General features: G+C 52.3%; 13 protein-coding genes. 6 read left to right on the top strand and 7 right to left on the bottom strand.

All coding sequences use genetic code 11. The features are described from left to right. Nucleotides 1-160: 160 nt before the first annotated feature. Nucleotides 161-418, top strand: a complete 258-nt coding sequence (gene bhsA / locus ACLJNW_RS05685; protein WP_000800158.1) for a multiple stress resistance protein BhsA — start codon at nucleotides 161-163, stop codon at nucleotides 416-418. Between the two features lie 96 nt (nucleotides 419-514). Here bhsA and ACLJNW_RS05680 read toward each other — a convergent pair whose 3' ends face one another. After that, on the bottom strand, nucleotides 515-1,480 hold the full coding sequence (locus tag ACLJNW_RS05680) for a L,D-transpeptidase family protein (protein WP_023203778.1): 966 nt from the start codon (nucleotides 1,478-1,480) through the stop codon (nucleotides 515-517). 147 nt (nucleotides 1,481-1,627) lie between these two features. Further along, a complete protein-coding gene (gene mfd / locus ACLJNW_RS05675; RefSeq protein WP_023261436.1) occupies nucleotides 1,628-5,074 on the bottom strand; it encodes a transcription-repair coupling factor in 3,447 nt (1,148 codons plus the stop codon). A gap of 337 nt (nucleotides 5,075-5,411) precedes the next feature. Here mfd and lolC point away from each other — a divergent pair, with 337 nt between their 5' ends. The 5 genes from lolC to cobB are packed head-to-tail and all read left to right on the top strand — an operon-like array spanning nucleotide 5,412 to nucleotide 10,329. Next, the gene (gene lolC, locus ACLJNW_RS05670; protein ID WP_023204578.1) at nucleotides 5,412-6,611 is read left to right on the top strand and encodes a lipoprotein-releasing ABC transporter permease subunit LolC; all 1,200 of its coding nucleotides are present in this window, start codon (nucleotides 5,412-5,414) and stop codon (nucleotides 6,609-6,611) included. Further along, entirely contained in the window at nucleotides 6,604-7,305 is a 702-nt protein-coding gene (gene lolD / locus ACLJNW_RS05665; RefSeq protein WP_001033714.1) for a lipoprotein-releasing ABC transporter ATP-binding protein LolD, read from the top strand. The genes lolC and lolD overlap by 8 nt, the downstream gene beginning before the upstream one ends. Continuing rightward, nucleotides 7,305-8,549: a lipoprotein-releasing ABC transporter permease subunit LolE gene (gene lolE, locus ACLJNW_RS05660; RefSeq protein ID WP_000168091.1), complete on the top strand. Its 1,245-nt coding sequence runs from the start codon at nucleotides 7,305-7,307 to the stop codon at nucleotides 8,547-8,549. Before lolD ends, lolE begins: the two co-directional genes overlap by 1 nt. A gap of 28 nt (nucleotides 8,550-8,577) precedes the next feature. Further along, the gene (gene nagK / locus ACLJNW_RS05655) at nucleotides 8,578-9,489 is read left to right on the top strand and encodes an N-acetylglucosamine kinase (protein ID WP_001580511.1); all 912 of its coding nucleotides are present in this window, start codon (nucleotides 8,578-8,580) and stop codon (nucleotides 9,487-9,489) included. 18 nt (nucleotides 9,490-9,507) lie between these two features. Further along, on the top strand, nucleotides 9,508-10,329 hold the full coding sequence (gene cobB / locus ACLJNW_RS05650) for a Sir2 family NAD+-dependent deacetylase (protein WP_001191856.1): 822 nt from the start codon (nucleotides 9,508-9,510) through the stop codon (nucleotides 10,327-10,329). Nucleotides 10,330-10,410: 81 nt separating this feature from the next. Here the strand turns inward: cobB and potD are convergent, their stop codons facing one another. From potD to potA, 5 genes are all read right to left on the bottom strand, one after another. Beyond that, entirely contained in the window at nucleotides 10,411-11,457 is a 1,047-nt protein-coding gene (potD, locus tag ACLJNW_RS05645) for a spermidine/putrescine ABC transporter substrate-binding protein PotD (protein ID WP_000759329.1), read from the bottom strand. Nucleotides 11,458-11,481: 24 nt separating this feature from the next. Next, the gene (potC, locus tag ACLJNW_RS05640; protein ID WP_000580299.1) at nucleotides 11,482-12,261 is read right to left on the bottom strand and encodes a spermidine/putrescine ABC transporter permease PotC; all 780 of its coding nucleotides are present in this window, start codon (nucleotides 12,259-12,261) and stop codon (nucleotides 11,482-11,484) included. Nucleotides 12,262-12,576: 315 nt separating this feature from the next. Further along, nucleotides 12,577-13,587: an SPI-2 type III secretion system effector SifA gene (sifA, locus tag ACLJNW_RS05635; protein ID WP_001533329.1), complete on the bottom strand. Its 1,011-nt coding sequence runs from the start codon at nucleotides 13,585-13,587 to the stop codon at nucleotides 12,577-12,579. A gap of 328 nt (nucleotides 13,588-13,915) precedes the next feature. Further along, complete coding sequence (gene potB, locus ACLJNW_RS05630) at nucleotides 13,916-14,779, bottom strand: spermidine/putrescine ABC transporter permease PotB (RefSeq protein ID WP_000799391.1); 864 nt, start codon at nucleotides 14,777-14,779, stop codon at nucleotides 13,916-13,918. After that, on the bottom strand, nucleotides 14,763-15,899 hold the full coding sequence (gene potA, locus ACLJNW_RS05625) for a spermidine/putrescine ABC transporter ATP-binding protein PotA (RefSeq protein ID WP_000531607.1): 1,137 nt from the start codon (nucleotides 15,897-15,899) through the stop codon (nucleotides 14,763-14,765). The genes potB and potA overlap by 17 nt, the downstream gene beginning before the upstream one ends. Between the last annotated feature and the right edge of the window lie 134 nt (nucleotides 15,900-16,033).

The following is a 16,033-nucleotide window of genomic DNA, read 5'->3' as shown; positions in this document are numbered from 1 at the left end:
ATAAATCAATTCTATTCACATGAAAAATAACACCTTTATAAATTATATAACGATCATTATAAAAAGAGGTTGACGTGTGATGTAGATCACATCTATGATTAACTTATCGATCGTTAAGTTAATGCTTGCGACACCCATTCATCTGCTAAAGGTCATCACTATGAAAAACGTAAAAACCCTCATCGCTGCTGCGGTACTGAGTTCGCTCTCATTCGCCAGCTTCGCCGCCGTTGAAGTTCAGGCAACGCCAGAAGGTCAACAGAAGTTCGGCACCATTTCCGCGAATGGCGGCACGAATCTGGGCTCGCTGGAAGATCAGCTGGCGCAAAAAGCGGAGGAAATGGGGGCGAAGTCTTTCCGTATTACCTCTGTTACCGGCCCGAATACCCTTCACGGTACGGCGGTAATCTATAAGTAAGCATTAACCCTCATTAATGCCGCTGCGATTGCCACAATAAAAAAAGAAAGCCTCGCGATGCATCGCGAGGCTTTTTTGTCGGTCAGCTATTCACGCTTACAGCGACTGCGGTTTCGCCTCTGATTGACGGGTTACATCCACCGGCATTCCGGAACGCACTTCCATAACATGTTCCATCACCGCAGCATCGGTCTGCGGCGCGTCCTTAAAGGCCTGCATCGGGCCATTCAGCACAATCGGCAGCACCTGTGGATCGTCGCCTATATTTTTAGACAGCGGCTGATGAACTTCCACCAGTCGCACGCCGCCTGGCTCCACCGAGGCTTTAATCGGCGTATTGATAATATTCACTTTGGTTCCCGGCGTGACCTGACGGAACAATGTCTCTATATCACCGTCGCGCAGACGGATACAGCCGGAACTGACGCGCATACCAATGCCAAAATCGGCATTCGTGCCATGTAACAGATAGACGCCGCCGTAGGCCGCTAAACGAATCGCGTGATGCCCCATTGGGTTATCGGGACCGGCAGGCACCACGGCGGGGAGATCGATGCCTTGCGCTTTATAACGGGCGCGAATATTGGCGGTCGGCGTCCAGGTTGGATTGGCGCGTTTATCCGAAATGGTCGTCACCATCGTTGGCGTCAGGGTATCGCCGCCCAGTTGGCCAATCCCGATAGGGTAGACCGTGACCGTATTTTTCCCCGGTTGATAATAGTAAAGCCGTAATTCCGCGAGGTTAATGGCGATACCTTCACGTGGCGCGTCCGGTAGCAGCGTTTGCAGCGGAATCGTTAGCACGCTGCCTGCGCGTGGCACATAAGGATCAATGCCGGGGTTGGCCTGTAACAGGGCTAAAAAGCCCACGTTATATTTTTTGGCGATCGCCTCCAGCGAGCCGCCGTCGTCTTCAACGACATGGAATTTATTTTCTCCCACCAGTCGACTGCCGGGGGGCGGAAGAGGCCACGTATTCGCCTGCGCGGGAAGGGCAAGCATGATGGTCGCGGTAAGCGCAAGCAACGCCCACCAGCGAGAGAGTCGCGTATTGTTGAACATTATAATAAACCCATGATTATTATGTGGTTATTTTTATAAAAGAGGAAATAAGAATTATGGCGGTTGGCTGTGTCTGGAACTGCAGGGAAGTGCAAAGAATTTGTAAAGATTAGGCCGGACGCAGAGTAATGACGCCCGGCCTGACGCTTATGCAATAGCGTTTTCTTCCAGTTGCTGCATAAACTGGCGTACCCATTCTATACGCGTTTTACGTTCGCTTAAATCCTGAATAAACTTGAGGCGCGTCGGGCCATCCAGACGGAAATGCTGCGGCTGTTTTTGCAGCAACCCGATAAGCCAGGCGGGGTCAACGTGGTTTTTCTCGGCGAACTCAATCGTTCCGCCTTTCTCGTTACCCTCCAGTTTTCGGATGCCGAGCTTTTGCGCCTGTTGGCGCAGGCGTGCGATATCCAGCAGATTACGCGCCGGATCGGGCAGCAGGCCGAAGCGGTCGATCAATTCCACTTTGATCTCTTCCAGCTCGTTTTCGTTCTTCGCGCTGGCAATGCGTTTATAGAATGACAGCCGGGTATTAACATCCGGAATAAAATCATCTGGCAGTAACGACGGCATTCGCAGCTCGACTTCCGTTTGCTGACTGGTGAGATCTTCCAGCGAGGGTTCGCGGCCTGCTTTCAGCGCATCAACGGCGTTTTCCAGCAGTTCCATGTAGAGTGAGAAGCCAATGGTTTCCATTGAGCCGCTTTGCTCTTCGCCAAGCAGTTCGCCCGCGCCGCGGATCTCCAGATCGTGGGTCGCCAGCGCAAACCCGGCGCCTAAATCCTCCAGCGACGCAATCGCCTCCAGCCGTTTTTGCGCATCGGTGGTCATGGCCTTAGGATGTGGCGTCAACAGCCAGGCGTAGGCCTGGTGGTGCGAGCGCCCAACGCGGCCACGCAGCTGGTGCAACTGCGCGAGGCCGAAATGATCCGCGCGTTCAATGATGATCGTGTTCGCGGTGGGGATATCAATCCCCGTTTCGATAATGGTAGTACACACCAGCACGTTAAAACGTTGATGGTGGAAATCGTTCATGACCCGTTCCAGCTCACGTTCGCGCATCTGCCCGTGGCCTATAGCGATTCGCGCTTCCGGTACCAGTTCCGCCAGCCGCTCTGCGGCTTTCTGAATATTTTCGACGTCATTGTACAAATAGTAAACCTGACCGCCGCGCAGGATTTCACGCAGAATCGCTTCCCTTACTACCAGGCTATCATACTCGCGAACAAAGGTTTTTACCGCCAGACGACGGGCAGGGGGAGTGGCGATAATGGAGAGATCGCGCATACCGCTCATCGCCATATTCAGCGTCCGCGGGATCGGCGTCGCCGTGAGCGTCAGAATATCGACATCGGCGCGCATCGCCTTAATTCGCTCTTTGTGGCGCACGCCGAAACGGTGCTCTTCATCGACAATCAGCAGGCCCAGGTCGCGCAGCTTCACATCGCTTTGTAGCAGTTTATGCGTACCGATCAGAATATCGATCTTACCCTCGGCGGCTTCCGCCAGGATTTGTGTCTGCTCTTTGGCGCTGCGAAAGCGGGACAGCATCTCAATGCGTACCGGCCAGTTGGCGAAACGGTCGCGGAAGTTATCATAGTGTTGCTGCGCCAGCAGCGTGGTTGGCACCAGTACCGCTACTTGTTTATGGTTTTCCACTGCCAGGAACGCGGCGCGCATCGCCACTTCGGTTTTGCCGAAGCCGACGTCGCCGCACACCAGCCTGTCCATCGCCAGCGGTTGGCACATATCGCTCAATACGGCGTTAATCGCCTGTGCCTGATCGGGCGTCGTTTCAAACGGGAAGCTGTCGCAGAATAACTGATACTGCTCACGATCATGCTTAAAGGCAAACCCCTCTTTTGCCGCCCGTTGCGCATAAATATCCAACAGTTCCGCTGCGACATCGCGCACTTTTTCCGCCGCTTTCTGCCGGGCGCGCGACCAGGCGTCGCCGCCCAGTTTATGCAGCGGCGCACTTTCTTCCGCGCCGCCGGCATAGCGGCTAATCAGATGCAATGAGGAGACCGGCACATACAGTTTGGCGTCATTGGCGTAGGTGAGCATCAGATACTCACCCTTGATGCCGCCAGCCTCCAGAGTGGTCATGCCGGCATAGCGTCCGACGCCGTGCTCCAGATGCACTACCGGTTGACCGACGTGGAGCTCCGCCAGGTTACGAATCAACGTATCCGGGTTGATCGTACGACGGGAATCCAGGCGGCGACGCGCGACCCGTTCACCCAGGAGATCGCTTTCACAAATCAGCGCCAGATTGCGTTGGGTGTCGATAAAGCCATGTTCTGCGGCGCCAATCATCAGATAGCGTCCCGCATCCTGCGCCTCGTCCAGGCGTAATATCCGCTTCGGCGCGATTTTTATGCGAGCCAGGAGCTCTCCCAGCGCTTCGCGGCGACCTTCGCTTTCCACCGAGAAAATCACCGGGCCGCTGAAAGATTCGAGGAACTTACGTAGCGCGTCCAACGGCGCTTTCTGCTGTGCCTGGATAGCCAAATCCGGTAATTTCTGGAAACCGAGATTGGTATTGGCGGCTTTTTCCGGCAGATGGTCGGTTTTAAGCTGGAGGCGCGGCCAGCGTTTAAGCTCGGAAAAGAGCTCATCTACCCGTAGCCAGAGGGCTTCCGGCGGCAAAAGCGGACGCATAGGATCGACGCCGCGATTTTCAAAACGCGCCAGCGTGTCGGCCTGAAAACGTTCGGCGCTGGTTTCCAGCGAGCCGGTATTCACCACCAGAGTATTGGCGGGGAAGTAGCTAAATAATGGCGGTAACGGTTCGCTGAAAAAGAGCGGCTGCCAGTATTCGATCCCGGCGGGCAGGGTGCCTTTGCTGACCTGCTGATAGATGTGCTCGGCGTCGCGTTTTACCTCAAAGGTATCGCGCCATTGGCTACGGAAAAGCTCAATAGCGGCTTTGTCGGTAGGAAATTCGTGCGCGGGCAACAAATTGATGGCCTCGACCTCCTCCAGCGTACGCTGGGTATCCGCGTCAAACAGACGCAGGCTGTCGATTTCATCATCAAAAAAGTCGAGGCGATAAGGCTGTTCGCTGCCCATCGGAAAGAGATCCAACAGCGCGCCGCGCGTCGCGTATTCGCCATGCTCCATCACCTGATCGACATGCCGATAACCGGCGCTGTCAAGCTGCGCGCGCAGAGCGTCGCGGGACAGCCGCTGGCCTTTTTTCATCACCAGCGCATGACCATGCAGATAGCTATGCGGACAAACGCGCTGCATCAGGGTGTTTACCGGTACAATCAAGACGCCGCGCTGCATCGACGGCAACTGGTAGAGCGTGGACAGACGCGAAGAGATAATTTCCTGATGCGGGGAGAAGCTGTCATACGGTAGCGTTTCCCAGTCCGCCAGGTTCATGACCATCTGATCGGTAAACTGGCGGATTTCATCATGCAATCGCAGAGCATTTTGCATGTCAGGCGCTATGAGTACCACCGGACCGGCATGGCGTTCAGCTATCTCCGCCACCAGCGTAGCGCAGGCGGCACCGGTAAGTTCGCCCAACTGGCGCTGATCGCCCGCTTTTGTCGGCAGCGTGTAACGTTGTTTTTCAGGCATAACGGTTGTCAGTATCTCTTTTTGTTTTACGCCGCACTCTACGCGTCACCCTTCAGGCTGCTTCATGGTTGGCTGCACGCCAGGACAGCATGAAGGACTCAGGTATTCAGGGGCATATGACTGATAAGCAATGTTCTTTATTATCCGCGATCGTTGTTTATTAGCAAATTGAATCCGCCGCATAACACGCCGAACAGGTAAAGTATGAACATGTAAGTGACTTGATTTGTCGGCCTTTTTCAGAATAACGCTGACGAACTCTTACGGTTCAGACATTTACGCATTCCGCTTTCGCTTATATACTCGGGACTTTGCTAACAGCAACCAGACGGATTACATGTATCAACCTGTCGCTCTATTCATTGGCCTGCGTTACATGCGCGGGCGTGCAGCAGATCGCTTCGGTCGCTTCGTTTCCTGGCTTTCCACTATCGGCATTACCCTGGGGGTGATGGCGCTGGTCACGGTATTGTCGGTGATGAACGGTTTTGAGCGCGAACTGCAAAATAACATTCTTGGTTTGATGCCTCAGGCCATCCTCTCTGCTGAACATGGTTCTCTTAACCCGAGTCAGATGCCGGAAAAAGCGGTGAATCTGCAAGGCGTTAACCGTATTGCGCCGCTGACGACGGGCGATGTCGTACTGCAAAGCGCGCGTAGCGTTGCAGTTGGCGTGATGTTGGGTATCGATCCGACGCAAAAAGATCCGTTAACGCCGTATCTGGTCAATGTGAAGCAAAGCGAATTACAGCCGGGTAAGTATAATGTCATCCTCGGCGAGCAGCTCGCCGGACAGTTAGGGGTCAACCGCGGCGATCAGATTCGGCTAATGGTGCCATCTGCCAGCCAGTTTACGCCAATGGGACGCCTGCCCAGCCAGCGTCTGTTTACGGTGATTGGCACATTTGCCGCCAATAGCGAGGTCGATGGCTATGAAATGATGGTCAATATTCAGGACGCGTCGCGTTTAATGCGCTATCCGGCAGGCAATATTACCGGCTGGCGTCTGTGGCTGGATGAACCGCTGCAAGTCGATACCCTCAGCCAACAGACGCTGCCGCAAGGCACGAAGTGGCAGGACTGGCGCGAACGCAAAGGCGAGTTGTTCCAGGCTGTGCGCATGGAAAAGAACATGATGGGATTGTTGCTGAGCCTCATCGTGGCGGTCGCGGCTTTTAACATTATTACTTCGTTGGGCCTGATGGTTATGGAGAAGCAGGGTGAAGTGGCGATTTTACAAACTCAAGGGCTGACGCCGCGACAAATTATGATGGTCTTTATGGTGCAGGGCGCCAGCGCCGGGATTATCGGCGCGCTGTTGGGCGCCGCGCTGGGCGCATTGCTTGCCAGCCAACTGAATAACCTGATGCCGATCATCGGCGCGTTTCTGGATGGCGCTGCGTTGCCCGTGGCGATAGAGCCGTTACAGGTGATCGTTATCGCGCTGGTGGCAATGGCCATCGCGCTGCTTTCTACGCTTTATCCTTCCTGGCGCGCTGCCGCCACTCAACCCGCTGAGGCTTTACGTTATGAATAAGATCCTGTTGCAATGCGACAACCTGTGCAAACGCTATCAGGAAGGCACCGTACAAACCGACGTGTTGCACGATGTCAGCTTCAGTATCGGCGAAGGCGAAATGATGGCGATCGTCGGCAGTTCCGGTTCGGGTAAAAGTACGTTGCTGCATCTGTTAGGCGGGCTGGATACGCCCACCTCCGGCGATGTGATTTTTAGCGGCCAGCCGATGAGCAAACTCTCTTCTGCGGCAAAAGCAGAATTACGTAACCAGAAACTGGGGTTTATCTATCAGTTTCATCATCTCCTGCCGGATTTTACGGCGCTGGAAAACGTGGCGATGCCATTATTGATTGGCAAAAAGAAACCGGCGGAGATTGACGCTCGGGCGCGAGAAATGCTGCACGCCGTAGGGCTGGAGCATCGCGCAACCCATCGACCTTCGGAACTTTCCGGCGGTGAGCGCCAGCGTGTCGCGATAGCGCGCGCGTTGGTGAATAACCCGCGTCTGGTACTGGCGGATGAGCCGACCGGTAATCTGGATGCGCGTAATGCCGACAGTATTTTTGAGCTTCTGGGCGAGTTAAATCGTCTGCAGGGAACCGCGTTTCTGGTGGTGACTCACGATTTGCAACTGGCGAAACGTATGAGCCGCCAGCTTGAGATGCGCGATGGCCGCCTGACGGCGGAACTGAGCCTGATGGGGGCTGAGTAATGGCGTCGCCTTTATCATTGTTAATTGGCTTGCGCTTCAGCCGTGGGCGGCGGCGCGGCGGTATGGTTTCGCTCATTTCCGTCATTTCTACCATCGGTATCGCGCTGGGCGTGGCGGTATTGATTGTCGGTTTAAGCGCGATGAACGGTTTCGAACGCGAGTTGAATAACCGTATTCTGGCGGTGGTTCCGCACGGGGAGATTGAAGCGGTCAATCAGCCGTGGACCAACTGGCGTGAAGCGCTGGCAAAAGTGCAGAAGGTGCCGGGCATTGCCGCCGCCGCGCCGTATATCAATTTTACCGGCCTGGTAGAGAGCGGGGCGAATTTGCGCGCCATTCAGGTTAAAGGCGTCGACCCTAAGCAAGAGCAGCAGCTTAGCGCGTTACCGTCATTTGTGCAAAATCACGCCTGGGATCATTTCAAAGCGGGCGAGCAGCAGATCATTATCGGCAAAGGCGTCGCCGATGCGCTGAACGTGAAACAGGGCGACTGGGTGTCCATCATGATCCCCAATGCGAATGCCGACCATAAGCTGCTCCAGCCCAAACGCGTGCGTTTGCATGTCATCGGGATTCTGCAACTGAGCGGCCAGCTCGATCACAGCTTCGCCATGATCCCGCTTGAGGATGCGCAGCAGTATCTGGATATGGGGTCCAGCGTTTCCGGTATCGCGCTTAAAGTTCATGACGTGTTTAATGCTAACAAACTTGTGCGTGACGCGGGTGAGGTGACTAACAGCTATGTCTACATTAAGAGCTGGATAGGCACCTACGGCTATATGTATCGCGATATCCAGATGATTCGCGCCATTATGTATCTGGCGATGATTCTGGTGATCGGCGTGGCCTGTTTTAATATCGTTTCCACCTTAGTGATGGCGGTAAAAGACAAAAGCGGCGACATTGCGGTATTAAGAACGCTGGGGGCGAAAGATGGTTTGATTCGTGCCATTTTCGTCTGGTACGGACTACTGGCGGGCTTGCTGGGCAGCTTGATTGGCGTGGCGATCGGCGTTGTCGTTTCGCTTCAGCTTACCGCCATTATTAATGGGATTGAAAAGGCGATCGGGCATCAGTTTTTGTCCGGCGATATCTATTTTATCGACTTCCTGCCATCCGAATTACATTGGCTGGACGTTGTTTACGTACTGGTCACGGCGTTGTTGTTAAGCTTACTGGCGAGCTGGTATCCGGCGCGGCGGGCGAGCAACATTGACCCTGCGCGAGTATTGAGCGGCCAGTAATCGCGGAATATAAAAACAAGGAGCGGTGATGTATTACGGGTTTGACATTGGCGGAACAAAGATTGCGTTAGGCGTATTTGACTCAACGCGGCGGCTGCAGTGGGAAAAACGGGTTCCCACGCCCCATGCCAGCTATAGCGCCTTTTTAGACGCCGTGTGCGAGCTGGTCGCGGAAGCCGACCAGCGATTTGGCGTAAAAGGGTCGGTAGGGATTGGCATACCCGGTATGCCGGAAACCGAAGACGGCACGCTGTACGCCGCGAATGTCCCGGCAGCCAGCGGTAAGCCGTTGCGCGCCGATCTCAGCGCCCGACTGGATCGCGATGTGCGTCTGGACAATGACGCTAACTGTTTTGCCTTGTCCGAAGCCTGGGATGATGAATTCACGCAATATCCTTTGGTTATGGGGCTTATCCTCGGCACCGGCGTCGGCGGCGGCCTGGTGCTAAACGGGAAGCCGATTACCGGTCAGAGCTATATCACCGGCGAGTTTGGTCATATGCGTTTGCCGGTTGACGCGCTAACGTTGATGGGGTTTGATTTTCCTCTCCGCCGTTGTGGATGCGGTCAGATGGGCTGCATTGAGAATTATCTGTCCGGGCGCGGGTTTGCGTGGCTATATCAGCATTATTATCATCAATCGCTGCAGGCGCCGGAGATTATCGCGTTGTGGGAGCAGGGCGATGAGCAGGCGCACGCGCATGTTGAGCGCTATCTGGATTTACTGGCGGTTTGTCTGGGGAATATACTGACGATTGTCGATCCCGATTTATTGGTGATCGGCGGCGGACTATCGAACTTTACGGCAATAACAACGCAACTGGCGGAAAGACTACCGCGCCATCTCCTCCCTGTTGCCCGCGCGCCGCGCATTGAGCGTGCGCGGCATGGGGATGCAGGTGGGATGCGCGGTGCTGCTTTTTTACATCTTACCGACTAATTAAAAAAAGAGGTTGTTATGCAGTCGCGTCGGTTTCATCGATTAAGCCGCTTTCGTAAAAATAAACGTCTGTTGCGTGAACGTCTGCGCCAGCGGATCTTTTTCAGAGACAGAGTGGTGCCGGAAATGATGGAAAACCCAAGAGTATTAGTCCTTACAGGTGCAGGAATTTCTGCAGAGTCTGGTATTCGTACGTTTCGCGCGGCGGATGGCCTTTGGGAAGAGCATCGGGTTGAAGACGTGGCAACGCCGGAAGGATTCGCCCGTAATCCGGGGCTGGTGCAGACATTTTATAATGCCCGCCGTCAGCAGCTTCAACAGCCGGAAATACAACCCAATGCGGCGCATCTGGCGTTAGCGAAGCTTGAAGAAGCGCTTGGCGATCGCTTTTTGCTGGTGACGCAAAACATCGACAATTTGCATGAACGCGCGGGCAATCGCAACATCATTCATATGCATGGCGAGCTGTTGAAGGTGCGCTGTTCGCAAAGCGGCCAGATTCTGGAATGGAACGGCGATGTGATGCCGGAAGATAAATGTCACTGCTGTCAGTTCCCGGCGCCGCTACGTCCGCACGTGGTGTGGTTTGGCGAGATGCCGCTTGGCATGGATGAAATTTATATGGCGCTGTCGATGGCGGATATTTTTATCGCCATTGGCACATCTGGTCATGTCTATCCGGCTGCGGGTTTTGTGCATGAAGCAAAACTGCACGGCGCACATACGGTGGAACTGAATCTTGAGCCAAGCCAGGTCGGCAGCGAGTTTGAAGAGAAGCACTACGGCCCGGCAAGCCAGGTTGTGCCGGAATTTGTTGATAAATTCCTGAAAGGGCTGTAGTGCTGTTTGCCCGGTAACGCCTTATCCGGCCTACATTTCACGTTACGTTCATCTGTAGGCCCGACAGGCGCTTTGGCTGAATTAGCGTCCTGCTTTTAGCTTCTGATAATACTCTTCATAAATGGCGCTGGCGTCGCCGACATCGTTTTGCCACTCGCCTTTGCTGATGGTTTGCGCATCCGGATAGAGCGACTTATCATTGGCGACCTCCGGGCTTAACAGCTTACGCGCCGCCAGGTTGGGGGTAGGGTAGCCGATGGTTTCTGCCACCTCTTTCGCGACGTCAGGACGCAGCAGGAAGTTGATTAGCTTCAGCGCGCCCTCTTTATTTTTCGCGTTCGCCGGAATAGCCAGGCTGTCCATCCAGAAAATACCGCCTTCCTTCGGCCAGACGACCTCCAGCGGCGTGCCAGCCTGACGAGCAACGAAGGCCGAACCGTTCCACACCATACCCAGGTTGACTTCCCCTTCCATATACGGATTCGCCGGATTATCGGAGTTGAAGGCCGCTACGTTCGGCATCAGTTTTTTCAACTCTTCATATGCCGCTTCGATCTCTTTCGGATCGGTAGTGTTACCGGAATAACCTAGCTTGCGCAGCGCCATCTGGAAGACTTCTCGCGCATCGTCGGTTAAAAGCAGGCTGTTTTTATATTCCGGTTTCCACAAGTCAGCCCAGCTGGTAATGGTTTTTGGATCGATAGCATCGCTGTTCACGCCAATCGCCGTTGCGCCCCAGATATACGGGACAGAATAATCGTTGTTGGGGTCAAACGGTTTGTTGAGCATTTCCGGATCGAGGTTGTGGAAATTGGTTAATTTCGACTTATCGATCTTCTGGATCATGCCTTCTTTGCGCATTTTGTCGACATAGTATGTAGAAGGAACAACCAGGTCATACGCGCCATCTTTATAGGTTTTGAGTTTGGCATACATGGTTTCGTTCGACTCGTAGGTCGAATAAATCACCTTAATGCCGGTCTCTTTAGTGAACTGTTCCAGCAGGCCCGGCGGTACATACTCAGTCCAGTTATAGAAATAGAGCGTGTCGTTGTCGGAGGCATGAGCGGCACTCATACCCAGCGCCAGGGCGCCCGCCGCGAGCAGGTGGCGTGACCATTTTTTCATTTAACGTCCCCTGAATTACGGGCCTTATCGGCCCTTGGTTTTATCACGAGCAATAAGCTGGCTGGCAATGACCATTACCAGAGACAGCACCAATAAAACGGTCGCCAGCGCGTTCACTTCTGGTGAAACGCCGACTTTTACCATGGAATAAATCTTTAAGGGTAAAATTTCATAGCCCGGCCCGGTGACAAACGACGAGACCACTACATCGTCCATCGACAACGTAAAGCTCAGCAACCAGCCCGCCGCCACCGCCGGCATCGCCAGCGGCAGAATGATTTTGCGTAAAATCGTTACCTCACTGGCCCCCAGGTCTTTTGCGGCTTCCAGCATTCTGACATCAAAGCCTTTCAGGCGCGAATAGACCGTGACGACCACAAACGGCAGGCTAAAGGTGATGTGCGAGAACAGCAACGACCAAAAGCCCAGTTGAATGCCGAGTAACATAAACAGCACCAGCAGGGAGATCGCCATCACGATATCCGGCGACATCATTACTACAAACAGCATCCCGCTGACGAATGGCTTCCCGCGAAAGCGGTAGCGATAAAGCGCCACCGCGGTTAACGAGCCAATCAACGTGGCGAAGGTCGCTGAAAAAATCGCCATCGTCAGTGAATGTTGAGCGGCCTGCAACAGACTGTCGTTATTGACCAGGAGTTCGTACCATTTAGTGGTAAAGCCCTGCCAGTTAATGCCGAACCGCGAACTGTTGAAGGAGTTCACGATCAGAATAATGATGGGAATATACAGATACGCATAGATGGCAGTCATGAAACCGCCACGGAGCAGCCGACCGATCATTCAAGTTCCACCTTCTTATTCAGAGGATGGGGTGCTTTTAGAGTATTGAAAATGATCAATTTTTTCTCTTCTCCAAAATCTCTCCAAAACGTCTCGCGGTTATCAGCAGCCAGGAAGAAGCAAGCTGCCGCTTGAAGCCGCGAATTTTACAACAAATTGCCAGACGAGCGGGAAAAAAAGGCCATTTAAATGACTATTCTCATCCGATCCGGTCATATGCGGCATTATTGCGCCTGGCAAGAGGTTACTCTGTAGGCAAACAGGAAGTACGTGAGTAAACCCTGAACGTGACGTCTGAGAAAGCGTCGTCTGATTTTATAAAAAACAACATAAACAGCCGCTTTGTTGTTCTGAGCGAACGTGTAGCGTGGTTAACTGTTCTTCCGCCATTTTTTGTATAGCCTGGGGGTCTATTCTAAAAATGGCGTGAAAAACCTGATCAGAGATGGTTTCGACTATCTCAGCTAACATACTTTGGCTGGTGCTGGGATCCGTTACGAGGAACGCCTGAAACGTCTTATCCGCCAGTAAAACCTCTTTTACCATTTTTTCAATAGGTATGTGGGTATGCGGTGGTGGTATTTCAAGCTGTTTTAATCCACACATCGCCATTGTTTCTAAAAATGCGTTTTGCTGAGTACTTTCGGATATATTCGCATGGTGTAAAATGCGCGTTGTCTTTTCAATCCCGGACTGAATTTTCGCTGCCAGGTAGGTTGCCTTTTCTTGCGCTTTCCACCCATCTAAATGTCCTTTTCTCAATTCAGTATATAAATACCCCTCTATGTTGTCTAATGGAACCGATAATATCGGCGCGCCAGCAGGATTGAGACATAATGTCGAAGGGAGGGGGTAGTCTACGATTTCGCTATATCTTCTCTTAATCATGGCCGTCATTTGTGGATGCGATTTTAAAATATCCGGGCGATCTTTCATTAAAAAATAAAGATTCCCCATGACTTCACAGCTAAAGGTATCGGTATTTTGAGTGATACGTAACAATTCGTTCTCTTCGTTTTGATCCATGATGCGAAGAATAATGGTGGCATCATTTTCATGAGGATTATGAACCTGAAATCTATCTCTTTGCGATGCGCAGGCTAACTCTTTCAACTCAAAAAAAATCTCTGTAAGCCGCTCTCGTGTGGGGGCGCGTTCGGCAAACAACATCTCATGTAGACAACGGTCCGCTTTTGCTTTGCCAGTAGAAAAAAAGAAGTCTTTAATTTTTTCCCATAAAACTTTCCACCATGCTTCTTTCGTATTCCTTGGGGAGTTGGTAAGGATTTCACTTTTTAAAAAACCATTCCCTATAGTAATCGGCATATTAATCTCACTTATACTGGAATAAAAATGACTACATTATTGATTAAATCGACCCTTTTTATCTCAACTGCGGGCGCATCGGATGTAATATAATTTTTAAAAGAGACTGGCAATCAGTATAAAACCTGAGAGCTTCGCGTATAAACGCATTACTGTCTGTGATAGCGTCGCTACAGGTAAAAATAAAAGAAGGCCTGGCGCGGATGATGTTGTAGGTTTGCAATACTGGCGGCAACTTCTTTCATGCGTTTTTTATGCCGAAGGCATGAAGTTTACCCTTGAATAAACTTCATGCCTGGATGCGTGTGGATTTGTTAGCGTTGCGCAATTAATCGCTTATATCACTCACCTTCTTATTCAATAAGCGGGAAGCCCGCCAGTAAATCAACAGCATGAGTCCCATCACAATGGTCAGCGTAATGCTGGTAGCCGCGCCAAACGGCCAATCGCGAATATTCAGGAACTGTACCTTAATGACGTTACCAATCAGCAGGTTTTTCGCGCCACCCATTAAATCGGAGACGTAGAACAGGCCCATTGCCGGTAGCATCACGAGCAGGCAACCGGCGACAATGCCCGGCATGGTTAATGGAATAATGATGCGGATGAACGTTTGCATTTTACTGGCGCCGAGATCGCGTGCGGCCTCCAGTAGTGGTTTGTCGAGCTTCTCAATGCTGGAGTAGAGCGGCATGACCATAAATGGCAGCAAAATGTAAACCAGGCCGATAATAACGGCGCTCGGGGTGAACATGATGCGAATCGGTGTATCAATCACGCCCAGCCACAGCAGGAATTCATTGAGATAACCTTTAGTGCTCAGGAATATTTTCAGCCCATAGATGCGGATCAGTGAGTTGGTCCAGAAAGGAACAATCAGCAAAAACAGCAATAACGGACGTATCTTTTCCGGTAACTTCGCCAGAAACCAGGCAAAAGGATAGCCCAGCACCAGGCAGGAGAGGGTGGCGATCAGCGCCATATTCAGAGAGTGCAGGAGCACTTCAAAATAGAGCGGATCGAGCAGGCGCGCGTAGTTATCCAGCGTAAAGACCATCTTGACGAAACTGGCGTCGTCACGGGTCAGAAAGCTGGTGCCAATGATCATCAGGTTGGGCAGAAAAACAAATAACACAAGCCAACCGACGATAGTGACAATCACTACATTCTGGAATTTACTTGTGTTCTTCATCAGCCAGTACGACCTCCCAGCTTTCTACCCAACTAATGGCCATTTTTTGGTCAAGTGAATGGTCGAAGTCAGGATCGTCTTCGTTGAAGAATTCGCTGACCATCACCATTTTGCCATTTTCCAGTTCAACCACCGACTCCAGCGTCATACCTTTATAATTGCGCTCGCGCACGTAGCCGATAAGCCCTTCGATGTGGTTATCATCGTTGATCTCTTCGACGCGTAGATCTTCCGGTCGCAGCAGGACGTTCAGTTTTTGGCCCGGTTCGACAGCGAAATTGACGTATATATTGCACTCCCGACCTTCTACGCTGGCGCGGACGCGCTGTTCATCAAGCCGTTCAATGACGGTTGCGTCAAAGCGGTTAATTTCGCCGATAAAACCGGCGACAAACAGGTTTTTTGGCTCTTCATAGATTTCACGCGGCGTGCCGTCTTGCTCAATCACGCCATTACGCATTACCACGATACGATCGGACATGGTGAGCGCTTCTTCCTGATCGTGAGTGACAAAAACAAACGTGATACCGAGTTTACGCTGTAATGCTTTAAGCTCGTTCTGCATTTGTTTGCGCAATTTATAGTCCAGCGCGGAGAGCGATTCATCCAGTAATAACAGGCGAGGTTTATTCACCACCGCGCGAGCGATAGCCACACGCTGCTGCTGTCCGCCGGAAAGCTGGTGCGGTTTACGTTGTGCAAACTCTTCAAGCTGCACCATACGCAGCGCATCGGTCACGCGAGGCGCTATCTCGGCGGCTGGCGTTTTTTGCATCCGTAAGCCAAACGCGACATTTTCAAACACCGTCATATGCGGAAATAAAGCGTAGCTTTGAAATACGGTATTTACATAACGATTTTCGGCGGGAACGTGGGTGATATCCTGGTTATCCAACATGATATGCCCGGCATCAACGGTTTCCAGGCCGGCAATCAGGCGAAGAACGGTTGTTTTACCACAGCCGGAAGGGCCAAGCAGCGTGAGGAATTCGCCATTGTTAATGGTCAAATCCAGCTGTGAAATGACCTCTTTGCCATCGAAACTTTTGCTAATTCCCGACAAAAGCACCAGCGGTGAAAGCGAACGCGGTTGATTATTCAATTTCTTACTCTGTCCCATGTAAACGCAACGGATGGCTGACCGCTGCGGGGTTTGTGGTTAACCACCTTAATCACTCTTAATGAGGGCGGTCATTCTACGGCAAACCACTGTGATCGCCAATCCTTGTTGCGAATTACTGACTTAGCTTTATA

It is taken from the genome of Salmonella sp. SAL4457, from assembly GCF_046548235.1.
Taxonomy (GTDB): Bacteria; Pseudomonadota; Gammaproteobacteria; order Enterobacterales; family Enterobacteriaceae; genus Salmonella; species Salmonella enterica.
The sequence above is the reverse complement of the archived record's forward strand: the minus strand, read 5'-3'. Positions and strand labels throughout refer to the sequence as shown.